General features: G+C 68.2%; 15 protein-coding genes. 7 read left to right on the top strand and 8 right to left on the bottom strand.

The window, feature by feature from the left end; genetic code table 11:
- On the bottom strand, positions 1 to 562 hold a 562-nt coding region (locus NL1_RS05675; RefSeq protein WP_162272687.1), incomplete at its 3' end, for a TerD family protein.
- A 179-nt stretch (positions 563 to 741) separates the two neighbouring features.
- Between NL1_RS05675 and NL1_RS05670 the strand changes: the two genes are divergently transcribed.
- Genes NL1_RS05670 through NL1_RS05660 form a run of 3 tightly spaced genes read left to right on the top strand, consistent with a single transcriptional unit; the run spans position 742 to position 2,835 of the window.
- Positions 742 to 1,365, top strand: coding sequence for an AIM24 family protein (locus NL1_RS05670; protein ID WP_067835033.1), 624 nt, complete (start codon positions 742 to 744; stop codon positions 1,363 to 1,365).
- Positions 1,366 to 1,375: 10 nt separating this feature from the next.
- Positions 1,376 to 2,068, top strand: coding sequence for an AIM24 family protein (locus NL1_RS05665; protein WP_067835026.1), 693 nt, complete (start codon positions 1,376 to 1,378; stop codon positions 2,066 to 2,068).
- A gap of 2 nt (positions 2,069 to 2,070) precedes the next feature.
- Positions 2,071 to 2,835 carry an AIM24 family protein gene (locus NL1_RS05660; protein ID WP_067835021.1) on the top strand — a complete coding sequence of 255 codons (765 nt, stop codon included), beginning with the start codon at positions 2,071 to 2,073 and terminating at the stop codon, positions 2,833 to 2,835.
- 43 nt (positions 2,836 to 2,878) lie between these two features.
- On the opposite strand, the gene NL1_RS05655 is transcribed toward NL1_RS05660, so the two are convergent.
- From NL1_RS05655 to NL1_RS05640, 4 genes are read right to left on the bottom strand one after another with little or no spacing between them, the layout of a single operon-like run.
- A complete protein-coding gene (locus NL1_RS05655) occupies positions 2,879 to 3,721 on the bottom strand; it encodes an HAD family hydrolase (RefSeq protein WP_067835015.1) in 843 nt (280 codons plus the stop codon).
- Complete coding sequence (locus NL1_RS05650) at positions 3,722 to 6,337, bottom strand: phosphoribosyltransferase domain-containing protein (RefSeq protein ID WP_067835011.1); 2,616 nt, start codon at positions 6,335 to 6,337, stop codon at positions 3,722 to 3,724.
- On the bottom strand, positions 6,334 to 7,545 hold the full coding sequence (locus tag NL1_RS05645; protein ID WP_156094673.1) for an HpcH/HpaI aldolase/citrate lyase family protein: 1,212 nt from the start codon (positions 7,543 to 7,545) through the stop codon (positions 6,334 to 6,336). Before NL1_RS05645 ends, NL1_RS05650 begins: the two co-directional genes overlap by 4 nt.
- Positions 7,546 to 7,558: 13 nt before the next feature.
- Positions 7,559 to 8,782, bottom strand: coding sequence for a hypothetical protein (locus tag NL1_RS05640; protein WP_245673104.1), 1,224 nt, complete (start codon positions 8,780 to 8,782; stop codon positions 7,559 to 7,561).
- A 144-nt stretch (positions 8,783 to 8,926) separates the two neighbouring features.
- Here NL1_RS05640 and NL1_RS05635 point away from each other — a divergent pair, with 144 nt between their 5' ends.
- From NL1_RS05635 to NL1_RS05625, 3 genes are all read left to right on the top strand, one after another.
- Positions 8,927 to 9,502, top strand: a complete 576-nt coding sequence (locus NL1_RS05635) for a TerD family protein (protein ID WP_067834999.1) — start codon at positions 8,927 to 8,929, stop codon at positions 9,500 to 9,502.
- 160 nt (positions 9,503 to 9,662) lie between these two features.
- On the top strand, positions 9,663 to 10,766 hold the full coding sequence (locus NL1_RS05630) for a DUF475 domain-containing protein (protein WP_067834993.1): 1,104 nt from the start codon (positions 9,663 to 9,665) through the stop codon (positions 10,764 to 10,766).
- 94 nt (positions 10,767 to 10,860) lie between these two features.
- Positions 10,861 to 11,484 (top strand): TerD family protein, encoded by a 624-nt coding sequence (locus tag NL1_RS05625; RefSeq protein ID WP_067834986.1) that lies wholly within the window; start codon positions 10,861 to 10,863, stop codon positions 11,482 to 11,484.
- A gap of 12 nt (positions 11,485 to 11,496) precedes the next feature.
- On the opposite strand, the gene NL1_RS05620 is transcribed toward NL1_RS05625, so the two are convergent.
- Positions 11,497 to 12,387, bottom strand: coding sequence for a DMT family transporter (locus tag NL1_RS05620; protein WP_245673103.1), 891 nt, complete (start codon positions 12,385 to 12,387; stop codon positions 11,497 to 11,499).
- An 84-nt stretch (positions 12,388 to 12,471) separates the two neighbouring features.
- Between NL1_RS05620 and NL1_RS05615 the strand changes: the two genes are divergently transcribed.
- A complete protein-coding gene (locus tag NL1_RS05615) occupies positions 12,472 to 13,011 on the top strand; it encodes a CGNR zinc finger domain-containing protein (protein WP_067834983.1) in 540 nt (179 codons plus the stop codon).
- 26 nt (positions 13,012 to 13,037) lie between these two features.
- Here the strand turns inward: NL1_RS05615 and NL1_RS05610 are convergent, their stop codons facing one another.
- Both NL1_RS05610 and NL1_RS05605 read right to left on the bottom strand, forming a co-directional pair.
- Complete coding sequence (locus NL1_RS05610) at positions 13,038 to 14,000, bottom strand: DUF389 domain-containing protein (protein ID WP_067834982.1); 963 nt, start codon at positions 13,998 to 14,000, stop codon at positions 13,038 to 13,040.
- A gap of 122 nt (positions 14,001 to 14,122) precedes the next feature.
- Positions 14,123 to 15,505, bottom strand: coding sequence for a glycosyltransferase 87 family protein (locus tag NL1_RS05605; RefSeq protein WP_067834981.1), 1,383 nt, complete (start codon positions 15,503 to 15,505; stop codon positions 14,123 to 14,125).
- Positions 15,506 to 15,676 lie beyond the last annotated feature (171 nt).

Here is a 15,676-nt window from a genome sequence, read left to right as displayed (position 1 = left end):
GCGGCGGGTAGTGCGCCGGCTGCGCGGCCTGGGTCTGCTGCGGCGGAGCCGCGGGCGCCTCGTCGACGGTCACGCCGTGGTCGGTGACGAGCGCCGCGAAGCCGCCCGCGTAGCCCTGGCCCACGGCGCGCACCTTCCAGGCGCCTTGACGGCGGTACAGCTCGAGCGCGATCACGATGGACTCGGTCTCGAGCCCCTCGATCCGGTACTCGTACAACCGATTACCGCTCGAATCGGAGACGACGGCGGTCGGCGGCGCCGACCTGCCGAAGTTGCTGGAGGCGTCGTCGAGGGTGATCACCGCGCGGATCTGGTCGATCTCGGCGGGCACCGCGTTCAGCGCCACGGCCAGCGAGGCGGCCTGCCCCGCCTGCGCGGGTTGCAGGTTCACGCCGGGGCCGGAGGGCTGGTTGAAGAAGACGAAGTCCGCGTCCGAGCGGACCTTGCCCCGCTCGGTCACCAGTAGTGCGGACAGGTCCGCCGGTGCCGACAGCTGGACGGAGATCACCACGTCGTTGGTGGCCAGTGGACCGTTCTGGCCCTTGGCGAGTGTTGCGGACAAGGTCGACCCTTCGCTTGTCGATGCGTTCGATTGCCACTCTACGAGAAACGGCGCGGCCACCGCCGGAGTAAACGCCGCGCGCGCCGTTGCGAACCGTGTGTGTCCGTTACAGTGACCGCTGGCAGCGGAACGTGACGACGACCCATGTTCCCGAACTAGACAGCAGGGCAAACACCCAGATGGCACAACTTTTCGAACAGTCGAAGAAGGTGGTCGAGGCCCATCTCGCCGGAACGAGTGTCCGTGCGATCGCCGGGTCGATGATCGCCTACGAAGGAAACGTGCAGTTCAAGGCCGCCGGGTTCGGCGGAGGCGACGGCGTGGTCGCCGGGCTCAAACGGCGCGCCACCGGCGAGAAACTGTCGCTCATGGAGTGCGGCGGGAACGGCAGGGTCTTCTTCGCGGTGAACGGTCAGCACGTGACGGTCGTGAACCTGAACGGCGAAACCCTGCAGGTGGAATCGCAGCAACTGCTCGCCTTCGCCGGGAACCTGCGCACCGACGTGCGTTTCGCGGGCTTGCGCGGCGCCTCGACGGGGGCCGGGTTGTTCACCACCACCGTCACCGGCCAGGGGCAGGTCGCCCTGCTTTCGGCGGGCGGGCCGCTGATCCACCTGGAGGTGTCGCCACAGTATCCGCTCGTGGTCGATCCGGACGCGTTCGTCGCGGCGCAGGGCAATCTGAACCAGTCCTTCGTCACCGATGTCTCCTGGCGGACCGTAGTCGGCCAGGACGCGGGCGAGGCGTTCTCGCTGCGCTGGGAGGGCCAGGGCGTCGTGTTGATCCAGCCTGCGGAACGGTAAGGGGCCGGGGATGTTCGAGAAAGTCAACGGCAAGGTCGTCAAGGTCGACGTCGGCATGGCGGGCGGCGTGGTCGCCCGCAGCGGCGCGATGCTCTTCTACTCCGGCAACGTTTCCTTTGCGCCGCACCAGATTCCGGGTGCGCAGGGCATGGGTGGCGGCGGCCTGATGGGCATGGCGGGCCGCATGATGGCAGGCGAGCACGAGCGCACCATGCTCGCGCAGGGCAACGGTCAGGTGCACTACGGCTTCGCGGGGCTCGAGGTGCACGTGGTGCAGATGCAGCCGGGCGCGTCGCTGCGGGTGGAAGCCTCACGGCTGCTTGCCAATACGGCGGGACTGCAGAGTTCGATCGTCTCGGTGGCGAGTTCCGGCGGCGGCGGTGGCGGCGGCCTGATGGGCGCGCTGCGCGGCGCGGCGTCCGGCGCGCTGACCGGGCAGGGCATGTTCACCACGCAGCTGTCCGGGCACGGCGCGGCGGTGCTGCTCGCGCACGGTGGATTCCTGGAATTGCAAGTGGGCGGGCCGAATCCGATCGTGGTGGACCCGCAGGCCTTCGTTGCCGCGTACGGCAATGTGCAGACCGAACTGAAGACCGCGCTGAGCTGGCGTGACGCGGTCGGGCGCGGCTCCGGCGAGGCGATGCAATTGCATTGCGTCGGACAGGGTGTCGTCTACGTGCAGGCCTCCGAAGAGAAGTTGTGACCATGGCCCAGATCCACAACCCGATGACGCTCGGCGAGAGCGACAACATCCCGGGCAACAGCTACGCCTACTGCATCGACCTGAACAAGCCGTGGTTCATGCGCAAGGGCGCGATGATCGCCTACTACGGCCAGATGAACTTCCAGCTGCTCACCCACGGCCTGCACGGCGGGCTGATGCAGATGGTGTCGCAGCAGTTCTCGGCGCCGCTGTTCACCAACGACTACGTGGTCGCCGAGGGCCACGGCAAGCTGATCATCGGCGACCGCGGCTACGACATCAATTCCTACGATCTCGACGACGGCAACCTCACCATCCGCGGCGCCAACCTGCTCGCCTTCGAGCCGGGTCTGGCGCTGAAGCAGTCGATCGTGCCCGGCTTCCTCACCCTGATCGGCACCGGCAAGTTCCTCGCCTCCTCCAACGGCCCGGTGATCTTCGCCGAACCGCCGCTGCGGGTGGACCCGGAATCGCTGGTCGGCTGGGCAGACTGCCCCTCCCCCAGCCACCACTACGACCACCAATGGGTCTCCAGCTTCCTGGCCGCGGGCGCGGCGCGCTTCGGCGTGAACTCCGGCGAGGAGCGGCAGTTCGACTTCACCGGCGCGGGAACGGTACTGATCCAGTCCAGCGAGAAGGTCATGAGCGACTCGGTGCTCGTGCGCACCATCGAGGGCCAGCTGCAGAGCGGCGTCACCGTGGGCGGCTTGCAGCGGCTCCACGGAGTCATCGCCCAGCAGCTCGCCGCCCAGCAGCAGCACTACTGAGCGCCGATCCGGCGCGGCCCGCTTCGAGCCGCGCCGGGCACGCTCATTCGACGGCAGGCGCCGCCTTGATAAACCAATTGATGATCTCCTCACCCGCCAGGATTCCGGTGGCGCGGGTGATGGTGAGGTTCGGGCTGGTCCAGTTGAGTTGTTCGAGCTCGCCGTGCCGGGGCCGGATGGCGGAGTCGGCGGCGCGCAGCATCTCGGCGTCCAGCGCGCCGTCGCCCGCGGCGAAGGTCTTCGCCTCGTCGGTGAGCTCGCCGGATTCCTTCAGGCGGCGGCGCACCTCGGCGACCGCGATGCTCTTGCATACCGCCTGCGGCATCGTGTAGATCTTGCGGCCCTGCTGGGAGGCCGACCAGCCGCGCTCGCGGCACCAGGCGTCCCATTCGGCGAGGAAACCCTCGGGCACCAGCTTGGGTTTGACCACCAGATAGCAGAAGAGATGGTCGGCGACGCGGAACTTGCCGACCCAGGACTCGTCGATCCGGGCGCGCAGTTCGGCGCTCACCTCGGAGAGGGTGGCACCGCTCTGGCGGACCTTCACGTCGATGTCGATGCGCCAGCGCATATCCGGTACGCCGTCGACCAGGATGTTGCCACCGTTGGTCGTGATGGCGTACCGCCACGGCGCGCCGGGCAGCTGAATCCGGTTGAACTGCTTGATGGTCCGCGTGGTCGTCGGGATGACGGCCGCCGGTTCGGTGAGCGACTGCATGCGCAGCGCGGCCGCCGTCGTCATGAACGACAGCGGCGCGCCCTCCAGATGCTCGACGCACACCGTAGGCACCTCCGAGGCGGTGCTGAAGGCGTTGCGCGAGTAGATCATCGTGCGATCGAGATCGGTGGCGACGAGTGCTTGTCTCAGTGGTCTTACCAGGAGCATCTACTTCTGAACTTCCTTGATCAATCCCATGCACGAGTACGCCAGATCGGGGACGACCTCGACGGGGACACCGCGCGCGGCGGCGAGCATCCGAATGTGCGCGTGCTCGGGGGCGTCGGCCTCGCGGACCAGCACCCGCCACGGCACGCGCCGCAGCAGCACCCGGGTGGTCTCGCCGACCCCCGGCTTCACGAAATTCACACTGGTGATGCCGTATTCGGCACGCACCTGCTCCACCGAGGACCAGCCGGTCCAGGTGGGCGTCCGGTCGGAGCCGAGCAGCGCGGCCAGCTCGGCGGGGACCCGCGGGCGCACGGTGTCGAAGGCCCCTTCGACGGCGTCGAGCAGGCGGCCCGAGACGTCGTCGCCCGCCAGTTCGCGGTAGAACTTCGCGCCGTGGAAATCGTCGGCGCCGATGTGGGTGTCGTTCAGCACCGTCCGCGAAATGAGTCCGGACACCGTGGAATTCAGGCAGGCCGAGGCGATCAGGAAATCGTCGCGGGTGCCGTAGGTCCGCACGCAGTGCCCGGGGTCGGCGAGCACGGCCAGCTCGTCGTCGAACCGGGCGCCGCCCGCCGCGTGATAGGCGTCGAGCGCCTCGGTGAGTTCCCTGGTGATCGCACCCTTGCCGGTCCAGCCGTCGACGAACACCACCGAGGCAGGGTCGTGATGCCGGGCGAGATAGTCCAGCGCGACCGCGTCGATGCCGCGGTCGCGCACGATGGACACCGCGTAGTGCGGCACGTCCAGGCTCGGCAGACCATCGCCGCGACCCGAGCGCAACCAGCGCTTCATCAGAATCCCGACCGGCGTGCCCGCGCGCGCCAGCGAGACGAGCACAATGTCCTCGCCGCGCTCGGCGACCACGAGTTCGGAGACAGTGGCCACGGCGAGCGCCAGTCGTTCGGCGCTCTGAGCGAGCACCTCGTCGAACAGGACGCGGTAGGCGGCGTCCGGCTGGTACTCGATCGGCAACGATTCCGCGTAGTGCGCGACGCCCGCTTGGATGCGGCGCTCCCGCTCGGCCACGCCGGCCTCGAGGTCGGCGCCGGACAGGTCCTTGAGCAGCCAGGAGACCTCCGCGGCCAGGTACGACCCGAACTCCGGGCCGTACAGGGGTGCGGGTAGCCGCGGCTGCCCGGTCGTTTCCGGCGTTCGCACCCCGCGTTCCGTCTCGACCTCCTCGTCGGCGTTCGCGGTGTATATCGCACGCCGCTCGATATCCAACTTACGCGGATCGGCGCCCGGCACGAGCGCGACGAGCACGTCCGCCCCCGATGCGGTGAGCACGTCGACCAAACCGCCCTCGGCGATCAGCTCCGGCGTGTCGGCGGGCGGATCGAGCACCACGACGAGCACCGGATCGCCTCCGGTGTCCGTGTGTCGTTCCCCGGGTTCGATCGGCCGGTCGCCGACGCGCACGTCATCGACCGCGTCACTCGTCGCGGTGAGTGCGCGCAGCTCCGCGTCGAAATCCTCCGGCCAGCAGGCGTTGTAGAGATAGCGCGGCGCTTCCGCGTCGGGTTCCGGTGCGTGGAAACGGAACCCGCGCCGCAGCGGGTACCCCCGCTCGTCCAGCACGTAGGCGGGCGAGCGGGTGGTGGTCTGGAATCTGGCCGGGATGCCCGATTCGGCCAGCGCCGCGGCCAACCGCAGCGGCAGATACATCAGCTCCTCGTGCCCGAGCACGATGACGGGCCGATCCGGCGCGTCCACGGCCAGGCGCGCGGTGAGCACCGTGGCCGCCGCGGCGACGGCCGATTCGAAGGCCGCCGTGTCGGAATTCAGTATCCCGTGCCGCCCACCCTCGGGCACCGAACCGGGCCAGGGCAGTTCGATCCGGCCGAACGAACCACGGTGCGAAGCAACCGGATTCAGCGCCGGATCGGGCATCGACGTGACGACCTCGGTCAGGCCGTCGGGCAGCTTGGTCAAACCCGAAGCAAGGCACACAGTGTCGATGCGTGCGCCGAGTTCGGCCGCCGCGCTCTCGAAACCGGCCCGGTCCTCGTCGGTGCGCATGTCCACCAGCGAGGCCAGCACGTAGTGCGAACGTGGGGAGAATTCGTGCAGCGCGCGCACCGCGTCGATCGCCGTTGCCCCGGTGGAGATTTCGTCGTCCACCAGCACCAACGGCAGATCGTTGCGGAAGATCTCGGCAGGCGCGGGTTGCAGCAGGTGGGAGGTGGCGTGCGAATGCCCCTCCTCGAAACCGGCCAGCGTATCGGCCTCCGGCACGTCGCGGCGCGTCGAATGCAGATAGCACTGCGCGCCGATCCGCGCCGCCACGGTGTGCCCGAGACCCGTTGCGGTCTCGGCGAATCCGAGCACCACGGCCTGCGCCGCCGAGCCGTCCGCGCGCTCGTCGAGGACGGCGCGCACCAGATCACCGAGTCGATTGCCCGCATCGAGCACCACCCGCGGGTCGGTGGGCAGGTGCTTGCCGAGCACCGTCGAGACCAGCAGGTGCGCCCGGCGCGGATTGCGCCGCAAGCCGGGCTCGATCAGCATCTCGATGGACAGCTCGGCGGGCAGCACGCCTTCGGAACTCGTGCCGTGGCAGGACAGGTGATGCAGTTCGATACCGAGTGTTCGGGTGGCCCAGGGTCCACTCATACCTTCACCAACGCCGTGAGCAGATCCACGAACGACACTCCCTTGTTCGCCACACCGAACACCCGGGACCGCAGCAATATCTCGCGGGCCCAACTGCGGTGCGGGCGCATTTCGTTCATCTTGTTGCGGTAACCCGAGGCCGCCACGCCGCCCACGTCCACCTGGAGGATGTCGAGCGCGTCGGAGTACTCCTCGTGCGTCACCACCGACAGCGCGTGCACCGCCGCGACGTGCGAGGGGTGGATCACCGTCTTGCCCTGGATGCCGTTGGCGCGGTCCAGTGTGATCTCGCGCAACAGTCCGTCCAGGTCCCTGCTCACCAGGTACTGCCGGAACGGCACCGCGTCGGACTCCTCGAACGGCGCCGTGCGCAGCAGCGGCCGGAACATCCGCTCGTGATCGGCGAAGTACTCCCATACCGGCCCCGTGATCACGAATCCGGTCCCGTCGGCGCGGCCCAGGTAGTTCACGATATCGCCGATGACGTCGGCGACCACGCGCACGTCGTAGATGGTCAGGTCGCGGTCGCGGCGGATGCCGAACGTCGAGCACATGTCGGTGGCGCCGACCCGCACCGCGAGCACCCGCTCCCGGTGTTCGGCCAGCATCGTCGCGATCTGCGTCAGCTCCTGATCGCGAGTCTGGCGATGCACCAGCACCGCCGATTCGAGCACCGGCATGCCGTAGAGCGGCCGCTGCAAACGCTCGCCGGCGAACTCGAGCGCTTCCAGATAGGCCCGCCCGGTGGAGCTGTCGAACTTCGGAAAGACGAAACCGGTCAGCGCGGGCGCACCGGCGCCGAGCTGGTCGACGATCTCGCCGATGGCACCGGCGTCGCGCACACGAATGAACAGCAGCGGATTGGGATCCGGGCCTGCCGCCAGTTCCTCGAGCGCCGCGATGGCCTGTTTTTTCGCCGATTCCACCTCGTGATCGGCGACGGCGTCCTCCAGATCGATCACCATCGAGCAGACGCCGCGCTCGGCGCGGCGTCTGATGGTTTCGGCGAGGTCGGGTCTGGTGGCGGGCGCGTACAGCGTGGCGCCCAGCCCGTACGCGAGCAGTTCCCGGTCGGCGTGCTCACCGAACGGTTCGGGCTGCCGGTGGAAGAGATGTCTGGCATCGGGGCCTTGCAGCTGCCGAAAGTGGCGCAGCGGCAGTCGCTTCCGCAGGGATACCTCCTGCTGGACGGCGACAGGAGCGGTCATCGGTGCTCCGTCCTCATTCTCGTCGTGGTCCTGATTGCTTTCTCATTCGATCCACTACCCCGGCTATGAATTCGGTGACGGCATCCAGTTCCGCCACATAGGCCCAGTAATCGGGGTGCCGCCCCGACAGTGTTTCGGTGATTCTTTCGATTCTTTCGGCCTGTGCGTCCAGCACGGACCCCCACTCGCCCGCGAGCCCCCGGCTCACCGCGAGCATCTGTGCGTCTCGCAATCTGAATCGTACGGCCTTGGCTTTGTCTTGCGGATCCTCGCGAACCGAGCGCAACAACTCGAGCCGCTTGGTGACGGCGTCGATCAGCTGCTCGGCCCGGGTGAGGGTCCCCCGCGCGGTAGAGGTCAATTCAAGGGCTGACTCCGGGTTGTTCGCGACCGATGCGGCGCGCGCCCTGCCGAGAGCGTCGGCGGCGGCATCGATGGCTTGCTGGCATTCCCGCCCATTGTTGGCCAGATCCGCCGAACTCGCAGCATTGAATTCCCGCAGCAGCGCCGAGTAGGCGGGCCCGACCCCCTCTGCCCGGTTGCGCACGGCGGCCAACCTGGTATCCACCGAGGTGAGCGCGGTATTCGCGGCGCCGAGCCGAGATGGAGCCTGCGCCAACGCTTCTGCCAATTCCTTGGTGGCCGCGTCCAGGCGATTCGCCGCAGCTCGGACCGCACCGGAACCGGATCCGGCGCCGCTGCCTGCCGATTCCAGTGTGACCAGTGCCTCATCCACTGCGGCGGCGCGCTGGCGCACCGAGGGGTACTCGGCGTACTCCGAGCCGGCGGCCTGGCCGCGCACCGCGGCGGCCGCGACCTTCACCTGCTGCGCCAGCTGCGGCACCGACCGCACGATCGCGACGGCTTGCTCCAGCCGGGCCTGGTTGCCGCGGTAGAACTCGTCCACCGCGCGGGCCGCGTCGACCAGCTGCCCGGTGACGGCGTCGGCCCGCTGCCTGCCATGGGCGACGTCGGTGTCGTCGCGCTGCGCCGCCTCGAGTTCCTCGGTCAGCGCCAGATACGCGCCCGCCGCGTCGTAACAGCGCCCGCGCACCGACTCCCACGCCACCGCCAACTCCCGCTCGGAGAACACTTCCTCCGAGGCGTGCACCGCGGCCTCCGCCGCGCTCTGGCGCCGATCCATGTCGAGAAACGCGTCCGCGAGCCGGGTCCGTGCCTGCTCGATCCATTCGCTGTTCCCGGAGGACCGGAACCAACTCCGCCTGCGCCCTACCACGCCCCGATGGTAGGAGATCTTCCTGTTCGCCGGGGGTTCCCCCAGTTCCTACGCAAGTTCGCCGAAACCTACTACTGTCGTAGGTCGTACCCGGCGATCCGGACATGCTGGGAACCACAGACGGACTAATGAAAGGGATCCCGAATGGGTGTCAGTTTGTCCAAGGGCGGCAACGTCTCGCTGACCAAGGAGGCGCCTAACCTTACTGCTGTTGCCGTCGGCCTGGGGTGGGATCTTCGGTCCACTACAGGTACCGACTTCGACCTGGACGCCAGCGCGATCGCGACCGGTGGCGACAAGAAGGTGCTGAGCGACCAGCACTTCGTGTTCTTCAACAACCTCCGCTCGCCGGAAGGCGCCATCGAGCACGCCGGCGACAACCGCACCGGTGAGGGCGAGGGCGACGACGAGGTCATCAACGTCGACCTGGCCAACACCCCGCCGACCATCGAGAGCATCTTCTTCCCTGTCTCGATCTACGACGCCGACACCCGTCAGCAGTCGTTCGGTCAGGTGCGCAACGCCTACATCCGCGTCGTGGACCGCAGCAACGGCACCGAACTCGCCCGCTACGACCTGAGCGAGGACGCCTCGACCGAGACCGCCATGGTCTTCGGCGAGCTCTACCGCAACGGTGCCGAGTGGAAGTTCCGCGCCATCGGCCAGGGCTACGCCTCCGGCCTCGCCGGCATCGCCCGTGACTACGGCGTGAACGTCTAACGAAGACACGCGCAACACGAGGGGGCTCGGTCGACGAGCCCCCTCGTTGTGCGACCGGGGCAACTGTTGCGCCGGGCTCACTCGTTGGACATCCGGCGGTTCAACGGCCACGCTGGTATCAATCTCGCCGTTTCAGTTCCCATTCACGAAAGGTCCACGCGTGGTCCTGCGCATTTTCGGCCTCTCCGGCCTCGTCACCGTGGCTTCCCTTGTGGTGGCGTTCCTGTACGGTGGCCCCACCGCCCTGGCACTCTGTGCGATCCTGGGCATCCTCGAGGTCTCGCTGTCCTTCGACAACGCCGTCATCAACGCGACCGTCCTGCAACGGATGAGCGACTGGTGGCAGCGCATCTTCCTGACCGTCGGTGTGCTCATCGCGGTCTTCGGCATGCGCCTGGTGTTCCCGCTGGCGATCGTGTGGATCACCGCCGGACTGGATCCGGTGCGCGCCTTCGACCTGGCGCTCAACCCGCCCGCGGACGACGCGCCCTACTTCCCCGACGGCAGCCCGAGCTATGAGACGTTGCTCACCGACGCGCACCCGCAGATCGCGGCGTTCGGCGGCATGTTCCTCGCGCTGCTGTTCCTGAACTTCATCTTCGAGGAGCGCGAGATCACCTGGCTCGGCTGGCTCGAGCGGCCGCTGGCGCAGGCGGGCAAGCTCGACATGCTCTCGGTCGTGGTGGCGGGCGCTGGCCTGATCCTGACCGCGGAGTTCCTGGCCCCCGACGACAAGCGCGCCACCGTGCTGGCCGCCGGCGTACTCGGCATGATCGTGTACATCGCGGTCGACGGCCTCGGCTCGATGTTCCACACCGAGGAGCACGCGGGCGGACCGTCGGAGCTGGCCAAGGCCACCGGTAAAGCGGGCTTCTTCCTGTTCCTGTACCTCGAGGTGCTGGACGCTTCGTTCTCCTTCGACGGCGTGATCGGCGCGTTCGCCATCACCTCCGACCCGATCGTCATCGCGCTCGGCCTCGGCCTGATCGGCGCCATGTTCGTCCGGTCCATCACGGTGTACCTGGTGCGCAAGGGCACGCTCTCGGAGTACGTGTACCTGGAGCACGGCGCGCACTGGGCGATCGGCGCGCTCGCGGCGATCCTGCTGATCTCGATCGGCGTGCACGTCAACGAGCTCATCACCGGCATGGTCGGTGTGGCGTTCATCGGCGCCGCGTTCATCTCCAGCGTGCTTCGCAACAAGCGCGAGGGCGGCGACGAGGAAGAACTCGAGAGCGAACGAGCCGCCACACCGGTAGGCTGATTTCCGGCAGGCAGCCGACGAACTCGAAGCGGCAGCGGCCCCTCCGCACGGAGGAAAGCCGTTGCCGCTTCTCCTTTTCCGAGGGGGATCGCGCATGGTGTCCGAGCAGCAATCCAGCGGTGTGCACCTGCCGAAGGTGACGTTGTCGAAGGCGACACCGAGCATCAACCTCACCAAACCCGGTGAGCAGCAAGGGGTATTGCGGGTCAATCTGAACTGGTCGCGCGGCGCCAAGGGATTGTTCCGCAGGTCCAAGCCGGTCGATCTCGATCTCGGCTGCCTCTACGAGCTGGCCAACGGCGCCAAGGGCGTCGTGCAGGCGGTGGGCGAGAATTTCGGTTCCCTGCAAGACGAGCCGCATATCCAGCTCGACGGCGACGATCGCAGCGGCGCCGTCACGGCGGGCGAGAACATGCACATTGATCTCGCGCGACCCGAATTGTTCAAGCGCATCCTGATTTTCGCCTTCATCTACGAGGGCGTGCCGAACTGGGCGGCCGCCGACGGCGTGGTCACCCTGTTCCCCAGCAACGGACCGCAGGTGGAGGTGCGCCTCGACTCTCCGGTCAGCGGCGCCCGTTCCTGCGCCATCGCACTGTTGCAGAACAACGGCCGCGGTATCACCGTGCACCGAGAGGTGCAGTACATCAACGGAACCCAGCGCCATATCGACGAGGCGTACCGCTGGGGGATGCAGTGGAACAGCGCGAGCAAGTGATCCGGCGCGTGGTCATCGGACGGCCACGGGCTGAGGCAGCGTCGGCGCGGCGGCCGGTCTGCGGGAGGCGAACACCAGTCCGATGAGGCCGATCGCGAGACCGGCAAGTGTCAACGGGCGCAACGGTTCACCGATCAACACCCAGGCCAGCAATGCCGTCACCGCGGGAGTGGCGAAGAACAGCCTGCCGACCCTGGTGGCGTCCCAGCGCCGCAGCATCGCGTTCAACAGCAGGAAAGCCGCCATCGAATTCACCAGAACCATCCAGGTCAGCGACCCGGCGAACCGAGCCGGGTCCGAGACCGCCAGCTGACCGCACGCCACCGCGAGCAGCCCGGCCACCGGCGCGCTGGCTACCGCGTGCACCGCGGTCGCCGCGCGCGAATCCACCTGCGGCACGAAGCGTTTCTGGTAGATCGTGCCGATGCTGAGGCCGAGCAAGCCGACCACGCACAGGATCAGTCCGACGAGCGAGAAGTGCGACTGGTCGATCACCGCCATCGCCACGCCGACTCCGCCGATGCCGAAGCCGAACCACTGTCCGGCCGAGACCGTCTCGCCGATGAGACCTGAGCAGAGCGCGATCACCACCGGATTCAGTCCCTGGACCAGCGCGATGACGGCGGCCGGGACGTGTTCGCTCATCGCCGTGTAGAACGCGCCGAACTGGACGATCTGCATCAACAGACCCGCGATCACCACGTGACGAAGCTGCGTGCCGCGGGGCCACACGGCGCCGACGGCGCGCGCATACAGCGAGAGCAGCAGTCCCGCGACGACGTAGCGCACGAAGAGGACGAACAGCGGCGGCGCGGCCCCGACTCCGATGATCCCGGCGATGAAGGCGCTGCTCCACATCAGCACGAACAGCGGCTGGGCGGCGAGCAGCATGCGGTCCGTCACGATCCCTCCAAAAGTAACCTGCCAAGGTGGTTACTACCGTGACATGCAGCGGAACAACCTGTCAAGGCGGTTACTATCGATGGCATGTTCGCCTTCGTGAGCGGGAACCTCGCACTGGACTTCGCGGGCACGGTCAGGGCGCGCACTACCGACCCCGAGGACCTGCTCGACTCCCCCGCCGCCCTCGGGGCCTGGCTGGTCGCCGCCGACCTGCTCGACACTGCGCCCGACTGCGGCGCCGACGACCTCGACCGCGCGGTCCGGCTGCGCGAGGCCGTCTACCGGATGGCGATCGCGGCCATCAACGGCGAGCCGCCCGCCGATGCCGACCGGCGGCTCGTCAACGCGCGGGCCCGCGGTGAACTACCCCGCGTCGCACTGCGATCCGACGGGGCGATCGCGCGCGACGGCGGCGCCGACACCGCGCTCACCGCCGTCGCGCGCTCGGCCGTCGAACTGCTCGGCGGCGCGGAACGCGCGCTGGTCAAGGAATGCGGTCGAGCCACGTGCACGCGGCTGTACGTCGACACCTCGCGCGGTGGGTCACGCCGCTGGTGCGATATGACGCGGTGCGGAAATCGCGCCAAGAGCGCGGCCTTTCGCGCGCGGCAAACGTCGGACTGACCGGGATCCGTGCGTCGAACGCGGGCTCACAGCATTCGGTGCGGCTTGCTCATCGCCTTGGCGCGCCGCACGGAGATGCGCGACCACACGGCCTGCTGGAATGCCAGCGTCGCCCATCCCGCGAGCGCCATGCCCGAGAGGTTGACCGCCAGCTGCAGGGTGCTCCCCTGGATCGCGTCACCGACACCGAAAGCCAAACCGAGCGCGATGTTTCCGGCGGCGGGCACCGTGGTCACCGAGATGAAGACACCGGCGAGCCCGGACGCCTTCGACGAGGTCAGGGCGAGCACTCCGGCCGCGGCCGCGATCACCGCGACGATGAACGACCATTTGTCCGGCGTGTAGATGAACGCCGTGCCCGGCCGCGGCCCCGTCACGTCCTCGATGGTGATCCAGCCCAGCCCGCGTCCGATCAGCGCCATCAGAAATGTCACGACGATGGCCGCCCCGAAACCGAACAGCAAGGTGCGGATGGCGTGGCCGAGCAGCACGGGACGGCGGCGCACCAGCGCGACGCCGAGCGCGGCGATAGCGCCGAACTCCGGACCGAGCACCATGGCGCCGATGACCAGGATCTGCGAATCGAGCACGATCGCGATGGCGGCGATCATCGTCGCCATCGTCATGAAGCTCAGGTAGGTCCAGTTCAGTTCGGTTTCCTCGTAGGAGCGCTGCGCGACCTCGGCCCACACCACCGCGTCGGCGCTGCTGCCCGGCGTGCGCATCTCGGCGTCGAAGCCACTGCGCGACAACCAGGTTCGCACCTGGTCGATCTCGACACTGCCCGCACGGTGAACTCCGAGCGCGCGCAGCTTCTGGATCACGTCGTTGCCCGCTTCCCGCGCGACGTCCGCGAGCACGACGTCACCGGGCGGTTTCAGCGACGAGCCGCGCACAACGGCCAGCCCGCTCACTCCGGTGTCCCGGTCGAGGATGTCGATCACGTCGTCGGTCATCGCAGCCGGAGACAGGATCCGCATGTGCAGCATGCGCCAAGTGTGCCCTGCGCCAGGGCTTCCGGCGCACTGACGAGCCGTTGCGATCTCCAGGGGTACCTGCCACTTCGCTTCGACCAGGCACGGAGTGTCGCCGGATTCGAAGCGACCTCCGATCAGGCGACTACCAGGTCCCCTCGGTCCGTGGTCGCCCGCTCCGCCCGCACGCCGGTCCCGCGCAGATCGGCCCGGATGAACAGGAAGAACAATGCGACGAGCAGCAGCGCGCGCCCCCACACGCCGAACTGGACGATGACCTCCTGCACCTCGAACGGCGCACCCGAGCCCATGGCATAGAAGTAGCGGAACACGCCGATCCCGATGGCCGCGTCGGCGAGCAGATACGCACCGATCACCTGCCACGGCACCGCGAGCAGCACCAGGAACGGGAGCAGCCACAGCGTGTACTGCGGCGAATGCACCTTGTGAAAGACCAGGAATCCACACAGCATCGCGCCGCTCACGCCGATCCACGGGAACACCCCCGTCGCGCGATAGCGCTTCCACCCCAGCCAGACCGCCAGTGCGAACGACAGCAGGATCAGGATCGGCGAGGCGATGGCGACGCCATTGTGCCAGGCCTGACTGGTCTCGGTCTCCCGCCCGTACAGCAGGTGGTGTCCCCAGTACCAGATCGAGTTGGTGGTGATGTCGGCCTGGCGCAGCTGCTGGAAGGTGATCGACGCCCGCCAGCCCTCGTAGCCGGTGAGCGCGAACGGCAGGTTCACCGCGACGACGGTGCCGATGGCCGCGCCCGCGGTCAGCAGCGCGCCGCGCACGTCGAGGCCGGACTTGTCGTCCGGATCGCGCTCGCCGCTGCCGGTGAGCACGTAGATCAGCAGCGGCAGCACGAAGATCCCCGGGTACAGCTTCAAACAGAAGCCGAGCCCGAGCAGCACGGCGGCCAGCACGCCGCGGGTCCGCAGCGAGTATCGCCTCGGCACGGTGACCACGTAGACGGCCGCCACCGCCGTGCAGACCACCGGCAGCTCCCAGTTGTGGAAGGCGTAGAGCACCAGCGGCGGACCGATCGCCCACAGCAGCGCCGCCCGCCCCGCGAGCCGGGCCAAGAACCAGGCGGTGAGCAGGGCGAAGGGCGCGAGCAGCAGCGCGGACAGGCGCAGGAAGTCGGCGTCGGTCTCCGCGCCGATCGCGCCGACCCACATGAGCGTGCCGCTGAGCACCGGGTATTCGACCGCGCCGCCGGTGAGCAAACCGTCGTCGGTGATACCGCCGTCCACATAGGGGAAGACGTGCAGATCGATGTCGCGGCCGAGCCAGAGGAACTGGATGTCGGAGTAACAGACGTCCGAATCCTTGACGACGTCGAATACCTCGCTGCGACCGTTGTCGTAGAACGGCGCGCCCGCGCACCGCGCCTTGTTCGCGTACGCGAGGGCCAAGGTCAGCCCGCACAGCAGCACGACAACCGCCGCAAGCGCTGCGTGGCGGGCCGTGCGCCGAGCCGGCGCCTCGCTGGCGGCGGGTCCGGTCGACATGGAGACCACCTTAAGTGCCATACCCGCGCCGCGTCATTTGTGCTGCGAGCGGGGAGACGGAGCAGGCGACGCGGGGAGGCCGGGGCGGATTTCGCTGGTCAGCAGGCGCTCATGTAGCCTTACCGGGTTGCTGACGCAACGAACCCTCCTGCCACGGACCGTCCGTGGCCG

This window comes from Nocardia lijiangensis NBRC 108240, from assembly GCF_001613045.1.
In the GTDB taxonomy this organism is placed as follows: Bacteria; Actinomycetota; Actinomycetes; order Mycobacteriales; family Mycobacteriaceae; genus Nocardia; species Nocardia lijiangensis.
The sequence above is the reverse complement of the archived record's forward strand: the minus strand, read 5'-3'. Positions and strand labels throughout refer to the sequence as shown.